The 18041-nt window shown below is 43.0% G+C and carries 21 protein-coding genes; 18 read left to right on the forward strand and 3 right to left on the reverse strand.

Translation table 11 applies throughout. From position 1 onward, the window contains the following. Nucleotides 1–30 precede the first annotated feature (30 nt). A complete protein-coding gene (locus ACMXYP_RS06085; RefSeq protein ID WP_415884126.1) occupies nt 31–687 on the reverse strand; it encodes a response regulator in 657 nt (218 codons plus the stop codon). Continuing rightward, nucleotides 674–2053 carry a HAMP domain-containing sensor histidine kinase gene (locus ACMXYP_RS06090; protein ID WP_415884127.1) on the reverse strand — a complete coding sequence of 460 codons (1380 nt, stop codon included), beginning with the start codon at nt 2051–2053 and terminating at the stop codon, nt 674–676. The genes ACMXYP_RS06085 and ACMXYP_RS06090 overlap by 14 nt, the downstream gene beginning before the upstream one ends. Nucleotides 2054–2276: 223 nt before the next feature. On the opposite strand from ACMXYP_RS06090, the gene ACMXYP_RS06095 reads away from it, so the two are divergent. The 16 genes from ACMXYP_RS06095 (at nt 2277) to ACMXYP_RS06170 (ending at nt 15528) form a co-directional block, all read left to right on the forward strand. Then, a complete protein-coding gene (locus ACMXYP_RS06095; protein ID WP_415884128.1) occupies nt 2277–4031 on the forward strand; it encodes a pyrroloquinoline quinone-dependent dehydrogenase in 1755 nt (584 codons plus the stop codon). Nucleotides 4032–4081: 50 nt separating this feature from the next. Then, the gene (locus tag ACMXYP_RS06100; protein ID WP_415884129.1) at nt 4082–4792 is read left to right on the forward strand and encodes a MotA/TolQ/ExbB proton channel family protein; all 711 of its coding nucleotides are present in this window, start codon (nt 4082–4084) and stop codon (nt 4790–4792) included. Beyond that, nucleotides 4789–5397 (forward strand): hypothetical protein, encoded by a 609-nt coding sequence (locus ACMXYP_RS06105; RefSeq protein ID WP_415884130.1) that lies wholly within the window; start codon nt 4789–4791, stop codon nt 5395–5397. Before ACMXYP_RS06100 ends, ACMXYP_RS06105 begins: the two co-directional genes overlap by 4 nt. Then, nucleotides 5394–5909 carry a hypothetical protein gene (locus tag ACMXYP_RS06110; RefSeq protein ID WP_415884131.1) on the forward strand — a complete coding sequence of 172 codons (516 nt, stop codon included), beginning with the start codon at nt 5394–5396 and terminating at the stop codon, nt 5907–5909. Before ACMXYP_RS06105 ends, ACMXYP_RS06110 begins: the two co-directional genes overlap by 4 nt. Before the next feature lie 9 nt (nt 5910–5918). Further along, nucleotides 5919–6635 (forward strand): hypothetical protein, encoded by a 717-nt coding sequence (locus tag ACMXYP_RS06115; protein WP_415884132.1) that lies wholly within the window; start codon nt 5919–5921, stop codon nt 6633–6635. 76 nt (nt 6636–6711) lie between these two features. Then, nucleotides 6712–7350 (forward strand): YceH family protein, encoded by a 639-nt coding sequence (locus tag ACMXYP_RS06120; RefSeq protein WP_415884650.1) that lies wholly within the window; start codon nt 6712–6714, stop codon nt 7348–7350. A gap of 50 nt (nt 7351–7400) precedes the next feature. Then, nucleotides 7401–7751, forward strand: a complete 351-nt coding sequence (locus tag ACMXYP_RS06125; RefSeq protein ID WP_415884133.1) for a CidA/LrgA family protein — start codon at nt 7401–7403, stop codon at nt 7749–7751. Beyond that, nucleotides 7744–8460, forward strand: a complete 717-nt coding sequence (locus ACMXYP_RS06130; RefSeq protein ID WP_415884134.1) for an LrgB family protein — start codon at nt 7744–7746, stop codon at nt 8458–8460. Before ACMXYP_RS06125 ends, ACMXYP_RS06130 begins: the two co-directional genes overlap by 8 nt. Before the next feature lie 238 nt (nt 8461–8698). Further along, the gene (locus ACMXYP_RS06135) at nt 8699–8998 is read left to right on the forward strand and encodes a PepSY domain-containing protein (RefSeq protein WP_415884135.1); all 300 of its coding nucleotides are present in this window, start codon (nt 8699–8701) and stop codon (nt 8996–8998) included. A gap of 4 nt (nt 8999–9002) precedes the next feature. After that, nucleotides 9003–9662 carry a response regulator transcription factor gene (locus ACMXYP_RS06140; protein ID WP_415884136.1) on the forward strand — a complete coding sequence of 220 codons (660 nt, stop codon included), beginning with the start codon at nt 9003–9005 and terminating at the stop codon, nt 9660–9662. Nucleotides 9663–9665: 3 nt separating this feature from the next. Further along, the gene (locus ACMXYP_RS06145; RefSeq protein WP_415884137.1) at nt 9666–10991 is read left to right on the forward strand and encodes a sensor histidine kinase; all 1326 of its coding nucleotides are present in this window, start codon (nt 9666–9668) and stop codon (nt 10989–10991) included. 16 nt (nt 10992–11007) lie between these two features. Continuing rightward, a complete protein-coding gene (locus tag ACMXYP_RS06150) occupies nt 11008–11643 on the forward strand; it encodes a hypothetical protein (RefSeq protein WP_415884138.1) in 636 nt (211 codons plus the stop codon). Between the two features lie 8 nt (nt 11644–11651). Further along, nucleotides 11652–12707: an AAA family ATPase gene (locus ACMXYP_RS06155; protein WP_415884139.1), complete on the forward strand. Its 1056-nt coding sequence runs from the start codon at nt 11652–11654 to the stop codon at nt 12705–12707. After that, nucleotides 12685–14322: an ABC transporter transmembrane domain-containing protein gene (locus ACMXYP_RS06160; RefSeq protein WP_415884140.1), complete on the forward strand. Its 1638-nt coding sequence runs from the start codon at nt 12685–12687 to the stop codon at nt 14320–14322. Before ACMXYP_RS06155 ends, ACMXYP_RS06160 begins: the two co-directional genes overlap by 23 nt. Then, a complete protein-coding gene (locus tag ACMXYP_RS06165) occupies nt 14309–15121 on the forward strand; it encodes an alpha/beta fold hydrolase (RefSeq protein WP_415884141.1) in 813 nt (270 codons plus the stop codon). Before ACMXYP_RS06160 ends, ACMXYP_RS06165 begins: the two co-directional genes overlap by 14 nt. Before the next feature lie 2 nt (nt 15122–15123). After that, a complete protein-coding gene (locus ACMXYP_RS06170) occupies nt 15124–15528 on the forward strand; it encodes a hypothetical protein (RefSeq protein WP_415884142.1) in 405 nt (134 codons plus the stop codon). A 37-nt stretch (nt 15529–15565) separates the two neighbouring features. Here the strand turns inward: ACMXYP_RS06170 and htpX are convergent, their stop codons facing one another. After that, the gene (gene htpX / locus ACMXYP_RS06175) at nt 15566–16459 is read right to left on the reverse strand and encodes a protease HtpX (RefSeq protein WP_415884143.1); all 894 of its coding nucleotides are present in this window, start codon (nt 16457–16459) and stop codon (nt 15566–15568) included. 153 nt (nt 16460–16612) lie between these two features. Between htpX and ACMXYP_RS06180 the strand changes: the two genes are divergently transcribed. Together ACMXYP_RS06180 and ACMXYP_RS06185 are read left to right on the forward strand one after the other, a co-directional pair. Beyond that, nucleotides 16613–17518 (forward strand): class I SAM-dependent methyltransferase, encoded by a 906-nt coding sequence (locus ACMXYP_RS06180; protein WP_415884144.1) that lies wholly within the window; start codon nt 16613–16615, stop codon nt 17516–17518. Next, the gene (locus ACMXYP_RS06185; protein WP_415884145.1) at nt 17519–18010 is read left to right on the forward strand and encodes an exonuclease domain-containing protein; all 492 of its coding nucleotides are present in this window, start codon (nt 17519–17521) and stop codon (nt 18008–18010) included. Nucleotides 18011–18041: the final 31 nt, after the last annotated feature.

The following is an 18041-nucleotide window of genomic DNA, read 5'->3' on the forward strand; positions in this document are numbered from 1 at the left end:
AATTTTATTGAGCGGGCTCAATGCATGTTATTAAACAGGTATTAACTCTGATGGAGAGAGCATGCCTGCTTGAATAGCGGTATGGATCAACTCAATATCGGTTTTGACTTCAAGCTTGCTTTTGATGATGTAGTAACTGTTGGCGACTGTTTTAGCACTAATGCAAAGCGTCTCGGCTACTTCATCTTTTGTTTTACCGGCAATCATCATTCGCAGAATTTCAAACTCTCGAGTTGATAGTTTGCTAAGGATAGCGGCTTCACCTTGCAAGCTTTCCAGAGCTAATGCCCGTGAGACATCATCACTGATAGCTAATTTCCCGTTGATAATATCTTTTACTGCTTGAATGAGTATGTCAGGGTCGCTACTTTTAGTTATGTAGCCACGGGCCCCCGCATCAACCGCTTTTTTTGCCATTGCCGGGTTTTGATGCATGCTGAAGATCAGAACTTGGGCTTTAGGGTCGTACTGGCGGATTTGTAAAAGGGTCGCTAAACCACCTTTCCCTGGTAACGACAGATCTAAAAGAACGAGGTCAGGTGAATGTTGTTGATAGAGGGAATATGCCTCTTCACCAGATTCCGCTTCAGCGATAATGTTGAAATTAGGTTCGCGATTTAGAAGTGCTCTGTAACCTTCGCGGACAATAGCATGGTCATCTACTAGAAGAATATTAACTGTGCTCATTTGATTCCTTAATTTCGCAGACAGGAATACTCGCTGCTATTTTGAGTCCGCCTAATGGTGATTTACTCAGCTCTAATTCACCATTAAGCGCATTAATCCGCTCTTTGATACCTAATAAACCATTTCCCGGTTTAATCAAAGGCTCAGGTTGAGTCATATTGCCATTATCTTGGATCGTTAACATTAGATATTTATGATCTGTTGGGTAGTAAGTTAGATGTACTTCAGCTGCACTGGCAGAGGCGTGTTTAACAATATTTGTTAAACACTCTTGGATGGTTCTTAAAATGTTTACAGCTATTGCGGCTGGAATACTGTCAATATCGCCTGCTAAAGTGATAGAACAGTTTTTATCGAAGTGCTTAGTATTCCAATCTTGAATCATCGATTTTAAGTTTTCAGAGATACCTAGCTCATCTAAGTCTGCAGGTCGTAAACGAAATAGTAAGTCTTTCACCAAATCCATCATATCTTCAGAGATCGTGTTTACCTGCTTTACTTTGGGTGATAGTTCTGGGCATTGACTATCGACTTCTAGTTGCAGGAAATGGGAGATAGCTCTTAGCCCTGTTAGGTATTGCCCCATATCGTCATGCAGCTCTCGACAGAGATAGCGTCTCTCGTTCTCTTGGATGTTTAGGAGCTTGTATGAGAGTTCTTTACGGTCATCTAAGGTTTCTTTAAGGCTGGCTGCTAAGATATTTATCGCGGTAGCCGTTTCTTGCCACTCTTTGATATGTGAGTGAGGAATTTGGGCGCTTAGATTGCCTTTTTGCATCTCATTTAATACTCGGTGAGTTTTTTTGAGAGGCTTTAAAATCAAGCGCAGGAACAGGTATAGAAGTAAGCTTAAAATTGTGACTACAATGATGGAAAATTTCATCAAAGTGATTATGTTTTGCCACGCATTATCTAATAAAACAGGTTTGCTTGGAGAAACAACGATGTCGCCATTAATACCAATTGTAGAGGTGATCTTTGCGCGGGTTTCCTCTGCTGAAGTGAACAGTGCGAGATAAAATTTTTCAAACCATAAAGGCCATGCTTCCTCTGTGTATTCTCCTATACAGAGACTGCGTGTGACATCTCCTGTATCTGTTTCAAAGGAAACACAGAACCCCGTGAAGCCCGCAGAGTGCTTCCAGAGAAAAAAGTCAGGGAAGTGCTCTGGCGCCATTACATCGTTTTGCACTTTTAAAACCTGATACTCGAGTTGTTGCTTTACGATGGCAGATATCTCTTGAGCATGTTTTCGTGAGTCTGCATCTGTCTTATATAAAGCTATAAATGCAGAGATAAGTAGCGCCGCCATTCCCGAAATGGCAACAAGAGAAATTAGCAGAAAGTTAAGTTTTATTGACTTCATCAGTAAACAGAATCTTTGTCTTTGGAATCTATGCCTTAAAAGAATGATTTATATTGTAGGGAGATAACCTGTTTGTGTATCGGGCAATAAACCCGCCTTTTGTGGTCAAGTTCACGCTGTTGATTTTTAAAAGGAAAAGTTAGTTTAGTTCTATGCTTAAGTAATCAAAGTCGAACTTATTTTGGTCGAGTTATACAACATCATACGTATCAAGGAATCACTTATGCGAATGCCAAACCAGCTTTTAGGATTAATGCTTGGGAGTGTTTTATCCCAAGTCGTCTTTGCTGATGATTGGGCTACCTATGGCAATGGTTTGGGCAATCAACGCTTTAGTTCTCTTACAGAAATAAACCGAGACAATGTAGCCAAACTTCAGTTGGCATGGAAGTTTGATAGCGGTATTAAAGCGAGCTTTCAGGCGAGCCCTATAAAAGTAGGTGATCATCTTTATATATCGACTCCTTTCAATCATGTCGTCGCGCTGGATGCTGAAAGTGGCATGCAGGTGTGGCGTTATGAGCATCCAAAACCTAAAAAGAAAAGTTGCTGTGGGCCGGCAAATAGAGGTGTGGCTCTAGCTAAGGGCAAGGTTTTTCAGGCGACAATAGATGGACAGCTGATCGCATTAGATCAAACCACGGGTGAACTGGTTTGGAAGAACAAAGTCGAAGACTTAGAGCTCTCAGTTCAGGAAAGCGTTGATGGGTTGTTACAGGGGATGGATCTTGGTGGAGAGGCAAAGATTACTGGTGGCACAAGCCATAGTTTCAATATGGCCCCTCAGGTTTACAAGGATATGGTAATCGTCGGTAGCACTGGGGCTGGCTATGGTTTACATCTTGATACTGAAAAAGGCCTAAAGGTTGTTGGTATTGGCGATGGCCGGACAGGATTACGTGGCTTTCTATCTGCATTTGATATGGAGACCGGTAAGGAGTTGTGGCGTTGGTACAGTGTTGATGGTGAGCTCTGGGTGGGCGATTGGCAAGAAACCACGACAAGTGGCTTAACGCTTAATCGTGATATTCCAGCGGAAAAAGCGGCTGCTCAAAGGTTTAAACATAGTTGGAAACTCGGCGGTGGGTCTATATGGACCACGCCGGCAATAGATGAAGAAACCGGTTGGCTGTTCGCCGGAACAGGCAACCCCGCGCCTAATATGGACAGTTCCACTCGACCGGGTGACAACCTGCATACTTCGAGTATTGTGGCGATTGATAGTAAAAATGGAGAGCTGAAATGGGCCTTCCAGCAAGTACCACATGACCGTTGGGGATATGATGTTTCCAGCCCTCCTGTATTATTTGATACCGTTGTGGCAGGTGAAACTTTAAAAGCAGTAGGACAAGCGGGAAAAACAGGCTGGTTCTATGTTCTTAACAGAGAAACCGGTGAGTTGCTGTTTAAATCTGATCCTTTTGTCCCTCAAATTAACTTATTTGCTGATCCAACTGAGGAGGGGGTAACCATTGCTCCGGGTATCGCTGGTGGTAGCAATTGGTCTCCAGTATCAATCAATCCAGTTAAGCAACAAGTCTATATTGCAGGTATTCATATGCCTGCAACCTATTACCGTAAACCTTTAAATCTAAATTCAGAGTTACCTTGGCAAACGTATAGCTATTTTGAGTTCGATGAGAAACAACGTTATGGAACCTTAACGGCGGTCGACTTAAAAACCGGTAAGTTGAGCTGGCAGCACAAAACGCGTTTGCCCATGCTCGGTGGAACTTTGGCAACAGCCGGTGATTTAGTTTTCAGTGGCGAGGGTGATGGTGAATTTTTTGCGGTAGATGCTACGACTGGCGAAAGGCTTTGGAGCTATAAACAGTCCTATGGTGTTAATGCGCCGCCGGTCAGTTATAGCCACAATGGTCGTCAGTACATTGCTGTTGCCGCAGGCGGAAATAAAATCGCAGGCTACCCCACAGGGGATAGTTTGTTGGTATTTAGTTTGCCTCGAGCAGCTAAATAAATTAGTAGTATTAGAGATCGCTCATAACTGAATGTGTAAGGATGCTTAGTATGTACAATCCTGTGCAATATAAAGTTCTGCTCTACTGGGCTTTATTATTTGGCGTGATTCTTTTTGGCTTCTATGTCGGTTGGGATCAAGGAGTGCTGTTGGAGATCATTCAGCAAGATCAAACCCGCGTTTGCATATTCATCTTAGTGTTATTAGTAGGCATGAGCTGCCATTGTGCTTATCGCAGCTTTTATCTCTCTCAACAGTTCTCGATGTTGGATCATTACTATATCCGCCGCCAAGAGACGGGGTTAACCCCCGAGGAAAAAGCTTTTCCAGACGGTCACTCTCTTTCACAGGATTACCTTTTCAATGTGTCTGATGAAGAGTTACATGATCAAAACGCAGATAAAGGGCTTTTAGCAGAGCTACTTGTTGAAGGGGCTCGAGGCTCTCATCAAGTAGGCTGGTTTGTTGTGGGTGTCATGGTCAAGTTAGGGCTTTTAGGTACGGTGATTGGCTTTATCATCATGCTGAGTTCTGTTTCTGGCTTGGAAAATCTGACGATTGATGATGTTAAAACCTTAATGCAACAGATGACTCATGGTATGGGCATCGCCATGAGTACTACCTTGATTGGTTTAACCTGCAGCATGCTATTAAGTGTTCAATATCTATTGCTCGACCGTATGGCTGATAGGTTTGTTGCGTTAAGCATTACCTTAGGTCAGCAGAAAAATGGTGCTTTAGAAAGCGGGCCTGCATCATGAAACTCTTTGGGCAGCGATCTAACTTTGAAATCGATCCATTTACCGATCTACTTTTCAACGCATTGCTGACTTTTACCTTTTTGTTTCTTGTTGCTCTACTACTTCTTAATCCACCGGCAAAATCCGGAATTATCGATCCGAAGGCGGAGTTTCTTATTACGGTGAGTTGGCCGGATGGTAGTCCCAACGATATTGATGTTTGGGCCTTAGGCCCCAAAGGTGAAAAGGTTTACTACAAGAGGACGCAACAAGGTCTGATGCACTTGGATCGAGATGATCGCGGCAACGCCAATGATACTCAGGTGATAGATGGAAAAACGATTACGAATCCAATCAATCAGGAGGTATTGACGATACGAGGTCGGCCTCCAGGTGAGTATGTGATCAACCTTCATTACTTCAAAAGTGAGAATAACGAACCTGTGCCGGTGACCGTCTATCTGGCAGAGGTGAATCCAGTTTTGAAGGTTATTAGTTACACCACCGAAACGTTGGCAGCAGAAAACGATGAGCTGACAGCCTTGCGTTTTACCCTTAATACGCAAGGTAAAGTAACCAATATTAACAAACTGCAGAAAAGCATTATTAAGGCGAATCAGAAATGAATGAAGAACTCCTAGTGCTGACATTGGCTTATGTGTTTTTTACGGCACTGTTATTGTTGGCGGTGATTAGTGGACGATTGAAGTGGCCAGTTAAAGCGGGTCTCGTTGTCATTGCATTGTTTTTCTACGGTTGTAGCTACGTGGGTTGGAAACAAAGTCAGGGCTGGCCTAGCCCAACAGCTTTACCTGATAAGTTCCTATTTCACTATGCGGTGATTGAAGAGCCGGATAAGCAAGCAAATAGAGACGGTGATATCTACATTTGGCTTACCGATCTGAAAAATGATGAGCTGGACGAAAAGCCTAGAGCCTTCCGAATCGATTATGATCAAGCGACCCATGGTGCTGTTGAAGAAGCGTTAAAGAAAACTAAAAGTGGACAGCCTCAGTTAGGACAGCCTTCAAAGCGCTTTACTAAGCCTTCAGATGCAAAACGTAAGGATGCTTTGGGGCAAAAATCTCCGCTGATCAATTTTACTCAAGTCCCTGATCCCGCTCTACCGGAGAAATAAACTGTGATTATGCGAATTACTTTTTTTCTGGCGAGCTTGATATTAGCGGGTTGTAGCGCTGATATTCCTGACACAGATTATTTCCCTTTGCAGAAAGGTGTTGTTTGGGAATATCAGGTTAACGAGTTATTTGGCTCTCGACAGAGCCAGCGTGAGTTTACAATCGAGAATCTCGGAGAAACCCAATTTAAAGAGGGAGAGGTTTTTGCTGAAGATACAATCAGTGTGCGTCATACCAGTGATGGCACCGATTACTATATTCTCAAAGATGATACAGGGGTTTATCGAGCTGCACGTCGTACCTTGATTGAATACCAACCAAGGTTTGAAAAGTCTCTTGTTAGGATCTTACCCAATAATAAAGATCTTGAAGTAGGGCGTAGTTGGACGGTACCTACCAAGCCTTATGCCTTGCATGCGACTGCTTCTTTCGCAGTACCCGATCCGCGTAAACGGGATATTAACTTACAGTTTGAGATTAAATCGGTTACAGATACCGTTGAAGTTCCTGCAGGAACCTTTGAGCGTTGTATCAGGGTTGAAGGGACTACAGTGTTAACTCTCTATGTTGATCCTAAACTAGGGTATCAAGACATCCCGATTACTCAGACTGAATGGTATGCCCCGGGCGTTGGATTAGTGAAGCTTGTACGAGAAGAACCATTAACCATGGAGCTATTTAAGGGTGGAGTGATCAGTTACGAATTATCTCGTTTTTATCCGTAAAACAGTTTACTTCCGAAACATGACTAATATGTTATGGTGGATAACATATTGAAACAGAAGGAAGTAAACCGTGGATATGGATCTAACTTCACTACAGACTCGTGTTATTGGTTGTTTGTTGGAAAAAGAGATAACGACACCCGATCAATATCCTCTGTCACTTAATGGCCTAACAACCGCTTGTAATCAGAAAAGCAATCGAGAACCTGTCCTGTCACTTGATGAGAGCGAAGTTCAAAACGTACTGGATGAACTCAAAGAGAAACGCTTAGTGCGCGATGAGAGCAGTTTTGGTAGCCGCGTATCTAAGTTTAAGCATCGTTTCTGCAACACCGAGTTCAGCGATTTTCAATTTACCGAGCAGCAGCTTGCTGTTATTTGTGTGCTATTCCTTCGTGGTCCGCAAACACCAGGTGAATTAAGAACTAGAACAAATCGCTTATGCGAATTTAAAGACGTATCTGAAGTGGAAGTTACGTTGACTAGTTTAGCGGATCACCCTATGGGTTCTTTGGTTCAACGCTTAGCGCGTGAACCGGGTAAGCGAGAATCGCGTTACGTCCACCTTTTCAGTGGTGCGGTTGAAGATGCTGATATTGAAATGGCCGCAACGGATGCTGACGATCACAATCTTACTTTGCAGCAAAGAATTGCAAGGCTAGAGCAAGAGGTCGCCGATCTCAAACAAGAGATTATGACGTTAAAAAACTCATAAGAAATTGATTGAATCTAAGCAGCCAGCGCATTCCCCTTCAGGCTATCTTTATGATTTTAGGTATGTTTATTTTGTTTGCTTTCCTCATATTGGGGGAAGCAATCAGCTATCTGCTGCAGTTACCTGTTCATGGCGCTGCAATCGGTATGTTACTCATCACCCTATGGTTAATGATCAGAGGCTCCGTAAGTGATGAACTTGCAACAGCAAGTCAGCAACTGATCTCCGCTCTGGTTCTTTTTGTCGTTCCTGGTGTTGTTGGTGTGTTCTTTTTAGGAGAGCAATTTGAAGGTGAATGGTTAAATCTTGGTTTGGCGTTAGGTGTGGGGACCTTACTGAGTGTTTTGACATCTTTGCTATTAGTGAAATTTGGTCGATTGGAGCAAAGCCAAGATGACTGAAAATTCACTATCAAGCCTGATACCTCACTTCCTTGAAACGCCTTTATTTGCAATCGGACTTACGTTGTTTTCCTTTGTTTTAGGCGGATACTTCTTCAATAAAATGGGAAAGCCCGTTTGGTGTCCGGCAATGTTATTAGCGGCTTCATTCTTGGCGCTGTTTCTATTTGGATTATCGATTAGTTACGAAGAGTACTACTCAGGGGCAAAGTGGTTATCTGTACTTATTGCACCAACCACGGTCGCTTTAGGTGTTCCTTTGTATCAGCAGAGCCATCATATCCGAGCTGCATGGCGACAAATTCTGTTAACGGTACCTATATCCGCAAGCTTAGCTGTGGTTTACGCTGTTTTAATTGCTTTCTGCTTAGGTTCTAGTGATCAGGTGCTGGCTTCAATTGCACCAAAATCAGTTACGGCGCCAATAGCCATAGGCTTAACGGAACAGTTGGGCGGTTCTGTATCATTAATGATGGGTGGGTTATTAGCGACAGGCGTGTTTGCTGTGTTTTTCGTTGATCTATTAGCTTCAAGATTAAACGTCACCGATGAGCGTTTAGTTGGCTTGGTGTTAGGCATCAACGGTCATGCTGTAGGCACTATTAGGGCTTTTGAGATCAGCCCTGTTGCCGGAGCATTCTCATCATTAGGTATGGGATTAACCGGTATTTTTACCGCCATCTTTTTGCCTTTTGTCTGGCCCTACTAATTTAAGATAACGAAACTTTCTTAAACCGGCACTCGCCGGTTTTTTTATGTCATAGGTAGTTTTGGACGATTTTCTATTAGGTGTTAAATGTATAACCTTATGATTTTATTGTAAAAAGTTTAACTATAATCAAAAGGATCTATTTCCTTAACAAATCTGCCGGTTTTTTAAGTTTGATTTAAGAAAGCTTGTTTATACTGCCAATAAAACTAGCGTAGATTTTGATCGGACCGACTGAATGTTGATACGAATTATTTTATTACTGTCCGTGCTTTTAGCACCTTTAGCACAAGCTCAAGAGCTAAGTGCGGATGAAGTATTAAAGCTAGTGAAAGATGGAAAAGTAATGCCTCTTGAAGAGATCTTATCGCTCCATCCAGAGATTAGTGACGCAAGATTATTGGATCTATCCCTCAGCCGCGAAGGTGAGGACAGTTATGTGTATTCGGTGGAAGTTATCAATAAAAGTAACTCTGTAGTGGAGTTTGAGATTGATGCAGTAACCGGTTTGTTCCTCCAAGAGCAGTTTGAAGAGTAGGGCTATGAAGATTTTATTAGTTGAAGATGAAATCGCACAAGTTGAAGCCTTAAAGCCGGTTTTAAAACGAAGTGGTTATGCGGTTGAAGAATCCTATGACGGTGAAGATGCGTTGTTTCGAATTAAAGAGGAATCATTCGATGCGATTGTTTTGGATCTGGGTTTGCCCAAGTGTTCGGGCTTAGAGGTTCTTCAACAGATGCGTGCTATGGGTGATATGACACCGGTGTTAGTGTTAACCGCTCGAGATAGCTGGCAGGAGCGCGTTGATGGCCTTAAAGCAGGTGCAGATGATTATTTGGGTAAGCCGTATCACGCAGAGGAATTGTTAGCGCGATTAGAGGCGCTGATTCGACGCTATTTCGGCAGAGCATCTCAAGTTATTTCGGTGTGTGGTTTGTCTTTGGATCCAGACTCGCAGCAAGTGCAGGATAAGGATGGAAATTCCATTCAGCTTACGGGGATAGAGTTTCGGTTACTTAGATATCTGATGTTGAATCCTGGAAAGGTATTTTCAAAAGCCCACCTTAGCGAGCATGTCTACGAAGAAGAGCAGATGCGAGACAGTAACGTTATCGAGGTTTATGTAAATAGACTCAGACAGCGCTTTGGCAAAGGGATTATTGAGACCCTTCGTGGTCAGGGTTACAGGTTAAAGGGCTAAGCCATGACTCGAGTGATCTCATTAGAGCAGCGTATCCGAAACCGATTATTACTGGTGGTCTTGCCGCTATTAATGGTCTTGGTTTTTATCATCGATCGCAGTGTTCACATTCTTGTAGATGATTTGGTGGTCAGTCGTCTTAAGCAGGATGCTGAAAGCTTGATTACATCTATTGATAAAAAAGACTCTGCTTGGCAGGTCGATGAGAAATATTTACCGACTGTTTACCAGCGTGTCCGCTCAGGGCATTACTTTATTTTAAGCTGGAACAAAGAGCAGATTCGTTCTCGATCTTTGTGGGATACCGTAATTGATGTTTCGGAATTTTCTTCCGGTGATACAGAAGAATATCAATATTTCGAGAATGCGGGTGAAAGGTGGTTGGTCTATCAAGAAACGTTCACCAAAAAAGGGCAAACCTTCAGTTTGTGGGTGGCTGAAGATATCACCTTGATTGAACAGAAACAGAGGTTCTATGAGTGGATCTTGGTAGCTGTAGCCGGTTTATCTATTTTTGGCTTTGTTCTATGGCAGCGCTATGTCATTCGGACGGGTTTTAATCGCCTAGCTCCCGTTCAGGAGGCGATTGAAAACAATAAAAATACCGGTGAATTGAGCTTCCCTGAAGATGTCCCGCAAGAGATATCAGGGTTGGTTGAGTCTATTCGAAAATTGGTGTCAGGCTCAGAAGAACAGTTGTCTCGTTCACGTATGACGTTGGGTAATTTAGCGCACGAACTTAAGAAGCCTCTACAAGAATTAAAGATACATGCATCAATGTTGACTGATACTGCGCAGCGAAAAGCCATAGAAAAGAGCATTGAGCAATTGCATCGCCGAATTGATTCTGAATTGAGACGTGCACGGATCTCTGGTGCGCCAATGCCGGGCTATCTGTTTTCGTTTGCAGAAGAACTACCTCACTTAGAAGTCCTGCTGAACCAGATTCATGATAGGAAGCTGGCTTTATCCGTAAACAGTGAGCATGACAAGCTGCCTTTTGATAGAGATGACATGTTGGAACTGTTAGGAAATCTACTCGATAACGCATGGAAGTATTCGCAATCAGAAGTACGAATTACAGTAGAGACGGATGGTAATTATTGGTTCTTTTATATAGACGATGATGGTGAAGGTATTAGTGAAAGTAAGATCGAACAGGCAAATAAGCGTGGAGTTAGGGTTGATGAAAACGAACATTTGCCTGGTCACGGTCTAGGGTTGTCCATCTGTGAGTCGATCGCACGAGTTTATGAAGGAAGTCTAACTCTATCAGCCAGTGAGTTAGGTGGTTTACGAGTAAAAGTTGAGCTAGTTAAGAAGCTTTGATTAGGGGTTAAGGGTGATGAAACGAGCATTGATGGCAATGTTTTTTGTAGGGTACGCCGGAACCATCGCTGCCAGTAATGATATTGGCACAGTGGCTATCTACAGTGATGGAAAAGTAGAGAAGCTTATAGAAAAAGGCACTGGTTGGGAGGTTTGGGAAGACCAGAGAAAGCGCTTATATAAACGATCAATTCATCCTGTTGTACCTGTTTTGAGTTATCAAAAGTATCCAGATCGCACTCAAGGCTATTCGCACACATTGAAGTTCGGATCGCCTGAAACTTTGATCCCGTTTGGAAAAGATGATGCAGCTGAGTTTGAAATGAATCGTCAAAGTTCTAAATCAGGCAACTCCATTCGTCATTGGCGTTGTACTTATCAAGGTGAAGGTCGCTTCAAGCTGAAAAAGAAAAAGTACAAAACCAACAAGTATAACTGTGCACGCTCGGTTTTTTGGAAAGAGGTGATCGCCAAGGTCAGGGAAACTCATGACATTGAATACGCTCCTGAATTAGGTCTGGTTGTCGAGCGTAAAGTGAGAGGCCGTTCTGGAAAACCGAAGCGAGTGGAATTGGAAGCCCTGTTAACACCAGAAAGAGCGACAGCAAAGAGAATATCCCGAATTGTTTACAAACTACGTAAACAAAAGTGAGGTGAAAAATGATTGATCTGAATCGTGTCAAAAGAAGCTATATCACGCGTAACGTTAACTTTGATGATGTTACTGACGTTGCGGAACTGTTGCCAGAGACAGGAGATCTTTTATTAGCGAGAGTAGATCGTATTCGTCAGCACACTCGGATTGAAAACCCGTATGGACGCCGCGAACACCTTTTTGTGGATGATCTGATTATTGTCGCTGCGGGTGATCGATATGCCACGGATCAGTTTTACGCCAAGTCCCCGGCGCAGTTAGGCAAAACCCAACTCGTTGCTGCCGGTGGTATTGCAGGAGATGTGATCAGTAAAAGCGCTCAGGTGAAGGCCGCGACTGAAATTACAGTTTTAGGGGTGTTAGTTAATAGCCAAGGGCAGAAAATTAACTTAGAGAGCTACAGTACGCTTAAAGATGCTTATCTGCATCCATCGGCTAATGAAATGCCTGTTTTGTTGGTGGTCGGCAGTGATATGAACAGTGGTAAAACCTCGATGGCGTCTTCGTTAATTAATGGCTTTAGCAAAGCCGGTTTTAAGGCCGCAGCTGCCAAGTTAACAGGTACAGGGTCAGGACCCGATTACTGGAAGATGGTTGATGCTGGCGCTTTTCAAGTGAAAGATTTCCTTGATGCGGGTTACCCGACCACAGTTAATCTGAGTGAAACAAAATTAGTTCGGTTACTTCAACGATTAAAAATGGATGCGGTTCAAGCTGCTGCGGATCTATTGGTTGTTGAATTAGCAGATGGGGTTTTACAGCCACAAAACAAAGCACTCATAGCGAATGGCCGTTTGCTTAAGGAAGTAAGCGCATCTATGGTCGCTGCAGATAGCTCAACCGCCGCCGCATTTTGTGCTGAAAAAATGATTGAAGCTGGATTCCCTATCTATGGCTTAGGTGGAGTGTTTACCCGTGCAGAATTATGTGCGGATGAAGTGCGAGATAGCCTTGGTTTACCTATTTATAGCTTGGATGCTTTGCGTAAAGTGAGCACAGCGAAGGCATTGATGGCTAGTTTGGAGAGGGATCATAGTTATGTTACCTCCTATGCTATCTAAACAACGTTGGAAGGGAATAGGTGGTTTGATCCTAATTGGATTGATACAGACTGCCTGTTTCCTAGGCTTAATGACCTTAGCTAAGGATCAGTTGGGCTACGAGCAGTTTTCTTTTGATCTGGGTATTACATCAATTGTGTTAGCTGCAATTTTCGGATTAGCGGCGGCCAGATATTGTGAACGTTATTTCGCTGAACGTATGGCCCAAGCTTATATCTGTGAGTTACGCAATACAGTTTATAAACATACTTTAGCGCTACCTGTGAGTGATGAAGCTCTTAACAGAGGTGGTACTTTATTGCGGTTAACTGGGGATATGACGCCTATTCGCAATTGGATGGTGCAAGGTATTGCTCCACTGCTTGTATTGGGAATTTGGTTATTAGCTGCATTTATCGCACTCAGTCAGATTCATTGGACTTTGTTAGTTACGGCTTTTATACCGCTGGCTTTTGCTGTCTTAGGGAATTTTTATTTAGGTAAGGGCTTATATTATTCGACGGTGAGTGTAAGGCGTGAAAGAGGGCGTTTAATAAATGCGACCAATGAGCGATTAGCCCTCTTTAAATTAATCAGGTTGTTTAACCAATCTGGAAAAGAGCAGCGAAAGTTTTCTCGTAGTGCTGATCGATTAAAAACACGTCAGATGCGTAAAGCTCATGCGTCTTCTCTTATTAGAGGCTTTAACGAAGCAATTCTACTTATATCTGTGCTTGTTATCGTGATGCAGGGGTTAAATCTTAGTCAGGCAGGGCTTATTGCAGAAACTTACATTCCTATATTGCTCGTAGCGTCGTTGTATTTGGTTAATCAGCTTAGAAGGCTTAGTCGCTTGTATGAGCTGTGGACCTTAAAAAAGGTATCCGAAGATAAGTTAGGTGCGTTTTTGCAGCGCGATATCGTAGGTCAGCAGAGCAAACGTCGATTGCCTAAAAAGGCCTTTAAAGTTGAGTCAAAGGGTATGGCCGTTAAGCAGCGTTTCGGCTCAATCACTTGCGTAATTAGAGAACAAGACCGTTTGTTGTTACGAGGTGATCAAGGAGCAGGCAAGAGCTCATTCATGGAGGCTTTAGCAGGACTTGCTCCTATTACTAAGGGAAAACTCAGATTTTGTGGCCGAAGGAGTTCATCGATTCATCCAGCTATCTGGGCTCAAACGGTCTCACTTATAAGTCCAGAGCTTCCTCTACTGAAAGGAACGCTAAGTAGTAATCTTTTCTATGGTGCAAGGAAAAGGTCAGAAGAGTTTACAGAGCAGGTTCTTGCAACAACCGGTTTACAGGCATATTGCTCTGATGAAGGAAACGAATTAAAAATCGGTGAGAGGGGGGCAGATCTGCCCAGCAATTTAAGGTTTAGGGTTCAGCTCGCAAGAGCTTTGCTAAGGCGCCCAAAACTATTGCTTATCGATTCTGATGTTGCGTTAAAAAGCCCTGATATTAGAAACATGTTGGTAGATGTGTTCAATCGCTTTGATGGAGCTATTGTTATTGCCGAGGAGCTGGAGGAGTTAATAGCTCTGACCAATGGTGAGATTAAAGTTTCAGCAAGTGACGATGCTAAACCTAGCAATGTTGTTGAATTTCCAAGAGGGATAAATCATGAGCTTGCTTGAAATACCTGCTCCAGGCGCTGCTGTGCGTTGTATTTACCCGTCAGTTAAATCATTGCCTGCGAAATTATACCGCCCAAAACAGCTGAAGGATGATGGTCAAGTTATTGTTGCGGTGCATGGAATTTCTCGGCAATACGATGATCAGTTGGAAGCATATAGAACCCTTGCTGATAAATTTGGCTGTTGGTTGGTCGTGCCTGAGTTTGAACAATCAATCTTTCCACAATATCAGAAGTTATCAAAAAGCCCTTGTATGCCACGTGCAGATATTGCTTTGAATACGCTTCTGATCGCATTTAGAAAACATGTGGGGTTGCCGGAATTTAAAATTAAATTGTGTGGTTTCTCGGGTGGCGCACAGTTTGCGCATCGATATGCACTTTTCCACCCAAACAAAATAGCTTCGCTGGTTATATGTAGTGCGGGTTGGTACACGCTTCCTAATCATGAAGATACCTACCCCTACGGGTTAAGAGATATACCTAAATGGATGGGGAAAGCGCAATTAGACCGGATGCTATCACTACCTTTAATGGTGGCCGTTGGGGAACAGGACACGGTACGTGATAAAAGTTTAAGGACTGGGGCACGTGTAGATAAAGTACAAGGAATGAATCGGCTTGAACGTGCTCATACTTGGTTTAAACAATTGGCTGAATTGAAAGGCCAATTATTAGATGTAACTAACCCACGTATTTGTGTTTTACCCGAACAGGGACATGACTTTGCGGGTAGTTTTTTTGCTAGTGGATTAAAAACTTGTATTGACCAGTTTTGGTCGGAATGTAATCGGAGATAAAGATGACAACTTTGAAAACAATACTTGGGTTGAGTACAGTAGTTATGCTGGTGGGTTGTCAGGTCAAGCCAAGTGATGAGCCTTTGACGCAGCTGAATGGTTCTGAAATCAAGGCTTTATTTGTAGGCAAAACCGTTGAATCATTCAACGTCATATCCGGTAGCAGCAGTTTCACGTACTACGCTGCAAATGGGCAGATTCAGCAAGAGCGATACTGGGAAGAGCGAAAGGGTGTCTGGAAAGTAAATAACAAAGATGAAATCTGTTTAAGCATGGAAGGAAAAGAGTTTCGTTGCCGAGGCATCTATCGAGAGGGTGATAAGATCTACAAATATAGATTGAGCGATGCTGGACAGTTAGAAAAGGTTATTAGATATAGACAGTTTATTGATGGAAATACGCTGTAATAAAAAAATCCCCGGCTTGCCGGGGATTTTTTTGTGCTTAGCCTCGCTTCTGAAGCGCTTCAATTCGCTTATCAAGCGGAGGGTGGCTAGACATCAATTCCATCAGGCCAGACTTCATATGGCTGCTAATACCAAAGGCAGTTAGCTGGCCAGGCATCTGATCTGGCATTTCATATTCAGCTTTCAAACGTTGCAGTGCACCGATCATCGCATGGTTGCTAGATAGGTCTGCTCCTGCTTCATCGGCTCTGAACTCGCGGTAACGAGAGAACCAAGAAACAACAAACGAAGCCAAAATTCCAAAAATGATTTCGAAGACAATTACAGTAATGAAGTAACCAATACCAGTACCTGGCTGGCTTTCTTCATCGTTACTTTTGAGGAAACTATCTACTGCGTAGCCTGCAATGCGAGCAAAGAACATTACAAAAGTATTTATAACGCCTTGTACTAAACTCATTGTAACCATATCACCGTTAGCTACATGGCCAATCTCATGGGCCATTACAGCCTTGACTTCCTCTTTCTGGAAGCGCTGTAACAGACCTAAGCTAACTGCAACTAATGCGTCATTCTTGTTCCAACCTGTTGCAAATGCATTTGCTTGTTGAGCTGGGAAAATACCGACTTCCGGCATTTTAATACCCGCTTTTTCTGAAAGCTCAGCAACAGTATCTAAAAGCCATTGTTCATCAGAGTTACGTGCTTGGGTAATGATCTCTGTACCTGTTGTCATTTTCGCCATTTTCTTAGATAGGAATAGCGAGATGAATGAACCTGCAAAACCGAAGACTGCACAGAAGATCAGCAAACTGGTCATATTAAGGCCAGCACCGGAAACATAGTGGTCAACACCCAGTAGATTAAGGGTAATGCTGGCAACGATTAGCACAGCGATGTTAGTTAATAGAAATAAGCCGATACGCATCATAAGTGAAAGATTTCCTATTGTTTAAGCTCATTGCTTAGATAGGGGTGAATGATAAAAGTTTCAAGCCTATTTGTCCTGTTATTGCTGGTGTCCATTTACGCCCGAGCCTATAATTTAGCCCCTTTTTATGACCCTTTGGATACAGGATCTCAGATGCAGCAAGTCTTAACAGTCGTAAAGCAGCAAATACCATTAGCGATGGGTGAATCGCGCCGGATTTTTCATGGCCGTGGGCACTGTTTTCCGGGGTTTGAGCATCTGGTAATTGACTGGTTTCCTCCTTATGCCGTAGCTAGGTTGTATAAAGAAGTTGAACCTGAGTGGGTTACTGAATTAAGCGATACTTTAAAGAGTGTAGATGAAATCGAAGGCTTGGTGATTCAGCAGCGCTCTCGAGGTAAAGAAGCGCAGCAAAATGTTGCTTGGGGCTCAGTGCCTGAGCAGATGAATACGATGGAACTTGGCCTGTTTTATCAGGTCAAACCTCAACGCAATCAAAATAGTGGTTTGTTTTTGGATATGCGTGAGGGGCGTAAATGGGTTATGCACAATGCGGGTGGTAAACGCGTGCTAAACTTATTCTCATATACTTGCGCTTTCTCGGTTGCAGCCCTTGCCGGTGGTGCTGATCAGGTAGTGAATGTAGATATGTCCAGGGGCGCTATCAATACCGGTCGGGAAAATCACCTTTTAAATGGTTTAGAAGGAGACCGGGTTAAATTTTTGGCGTACGATCTCTTTAGGTCTTGGAAGCGCGTGAGACAGTACGGTCCTTATGATTTGATCGTAATCGATCCGCCAAGTTTCCAGCCGGGAAGTTTTGTGGCAGAAAAAGACTATCGTAAGGTTATTCGTCGTTTGAACGAATTAACTAAAGAGGGTGGGCAGGTTTTGGCTTGTCATAACGACCCGAAAAATGGCACTGAGTTTTTAAAGAACTTGATGTTAGAAGAGTGCCCAGATTTTAAGTTTGTAGAGCGTTTAAAAAATCCGGAAGATTTTCCGGAAGCCGAACCCGAAAAAAGCCTTAAAGTGTTGTTGTACGTAAGGGAGAACTGAGTGGAGTTAATTTGTATTGATTTGGAAGCAAGTGGGTTAGGCGCTGAGTCCTATCCTATCGAAATCGCTTGGATCAATGATGAGACAGGCGAACAAGATAACTTTCTGATTAATCCAGATTCTGCAGCCGGATGGCGATATTGGGATGAATATGCTGAAGAGATGCACGGCATAGAGCGAGAAGAAGCGGTAAGCAAAGGTCTTGATATTAAGCAGGCTTGTTCACGTTTAAATCAAAAGCTTAAAGGTAAAACGCTGATTAGCGATGCATTTGAATTTGATCTATTTTGGTTAACTCGTTTATTTGAAGCGACGGGCATTCAGCCGAGTTTCCGTATGGCGGGGTTAGATCGAATATTGAGTAAAGAACAGCTTATTCAGTTTGGCTTTTTGGCCAAAGCTCAATTTCGTCGTCATCGTGCGTTGCAAGATGTAAGAGATATTATCTCTTGTATTAAAGCCGTTACAGCAACCGGTACTGAACCGGTTTAACGATAAGAGAAACAAAAAAGGCAGCCTAAGC

This window comes from Neptuniibacter sp. QD34_54, from assembly GCF_047778055.1.
Lineage (GTDB): Bacteria > Pseudomonadota > Gammaproteobacteria > Pseudomonadales > Balneatricaceae > Neptuniibacter.

Bases quoted from the DNA above. Each gene is read 5' to 3' on its own strand.
- ACMXYP_RS06085 (WP_415884126.1), bottom strand. From the start codon at position 687: ATGAGCACAGTTAATATTCTTCTAGTAGATGACCATGCTATTGTCCGC.
- ACMXYP_RS06090 (WP_415884127.1), bottom strand. From the start codon at position 2,053: ATGAAGTCAATAAAACTTAACTTTCTGCTAATTTCTCTTGTTGCCATT.
- ACMXYP_RS06095 (WP_415884128.1), top strand. From the start codon at position 2,277: ATGCGAATGCCAAACCAGCTTTTAGGATTAATGCTTGGGAGTGTTTTA.
- ACMXYP_RS06100 (WP_415884129.1), top strand. From the start codon at position 4,082: ATGTACAATCCTGTGCAATATAAAGTTCTGCTCTACTGGGCTTTATTA.
- ACMXYP_RS06105 (WP_415884130.1), top strand. From the start codon at position 4,789: ATGAAACTCTTTGGGCAGCGATCTAACTTTGAAATCGATCCATTTACC.
- ACMXYP_RS06110 (WP_415884131.1), top strand. From the start codon at position 5,394: ATGAATGAAGAACTCCTAGTGCTGACATTGGCTTATGTGTTTTTTACG.
- ACMXYP_RS06115 (WP_415884132.1), top strand. From the start codon at position 5,919: ATGCGAATTACTTTTTTTCTGGCGAGCTTGATATTAGCGGGTTGTAGC.
- ACMXYP_RS06120 (WP_415884650.1), top strand. From the start codon at position 6,712: ATGGATCTAACTTCACTACAGACTCGTGTTATTGGTTGTTTGTTGGAA.
- ACMXYP_RS06125 (WP_415884133.1), top strand. From the start codon at position 7,401: ATGATTTTAGGTATGTTTATTTTGTTTGCTTTCCTCATATTGGGGGAA.
- ACMXYP_RS06130 (WP_415884134.1), top strand. From the start codon at position 7,744: ATGACTGAAAATTCACTATCAAGCCTGATACCTCACTTCCTTGAAACG.
- ACMXYP_RS06135 (WP_415884135.1), top strand. From the start codon at position 8,699: ATGTTGATACGAATTATTTTATTACTGTCCGTGCTTTTAGCACCTTTA.
- ACMXYP_RS06140 (WP_415884136.1), top strand. From the start codon at position 9,003: ATGAAGATTTTATTAGTTGAAGATGAAATCGCACAAGTTGAAGCCTTA.
- ACMXYP_RS06145 (WP_415884137.1), top strand. From the start codon at position 9,666: ATGACTCGAGTGATCTCATTAGAGCAGCGTATCCGAAACCGATTATTA.
- ACMXYP_RS06150 (WP_415884138.1), top strand. From the start codon at position 11,008: ATGAAACGAGCATTGATGGCAATGTTTTTTGTAGGGTACGCCGGAACC.
- ACMXYP_RS06155 (WP_415884139.1), top strand. From the start codon at position 11,652: ATGATTGATCTGAATCGTGTCAAAAGAAGCTATATCACGCGTAACGTT.
- ACMXYP_RS06160 (WP_415884140.1), top strand. From the start codon at position 12,685: ATGTTACCTCCTATGCTATCTAAACAACGTTGGAAGGGAATAGGTGGT.
- ACMXYP_RS06165 (WP_415884141.1), top strand. From the start codon at position 14,309: ATGAGCTTGCTTGAAATACCTGCTCCAGGCGCTGCTGTGCGTTGTATT.
- ACMXYP_RS06170 (WP_415884142.1), top strand. From the start codon at position 15,124: ATGACAACTTTGAAAACAATACTTGGGTTGAGTACAGTAGTTATGCTG.
- htpX (WP_415884143.1), bottom strand. From the start codon at position 16,459: ATGATGCGTATCGGCTTATTTCTATTAACTAACATCGCTGTGCTAATC.
- ACMXYP_RS06180 (WP_415884144.1), top strand. From the start codon at position 16,613: ATGCAGCAAGTCTTAACAGTCGTAAAGCAGCAAATACCATTAGCGATG.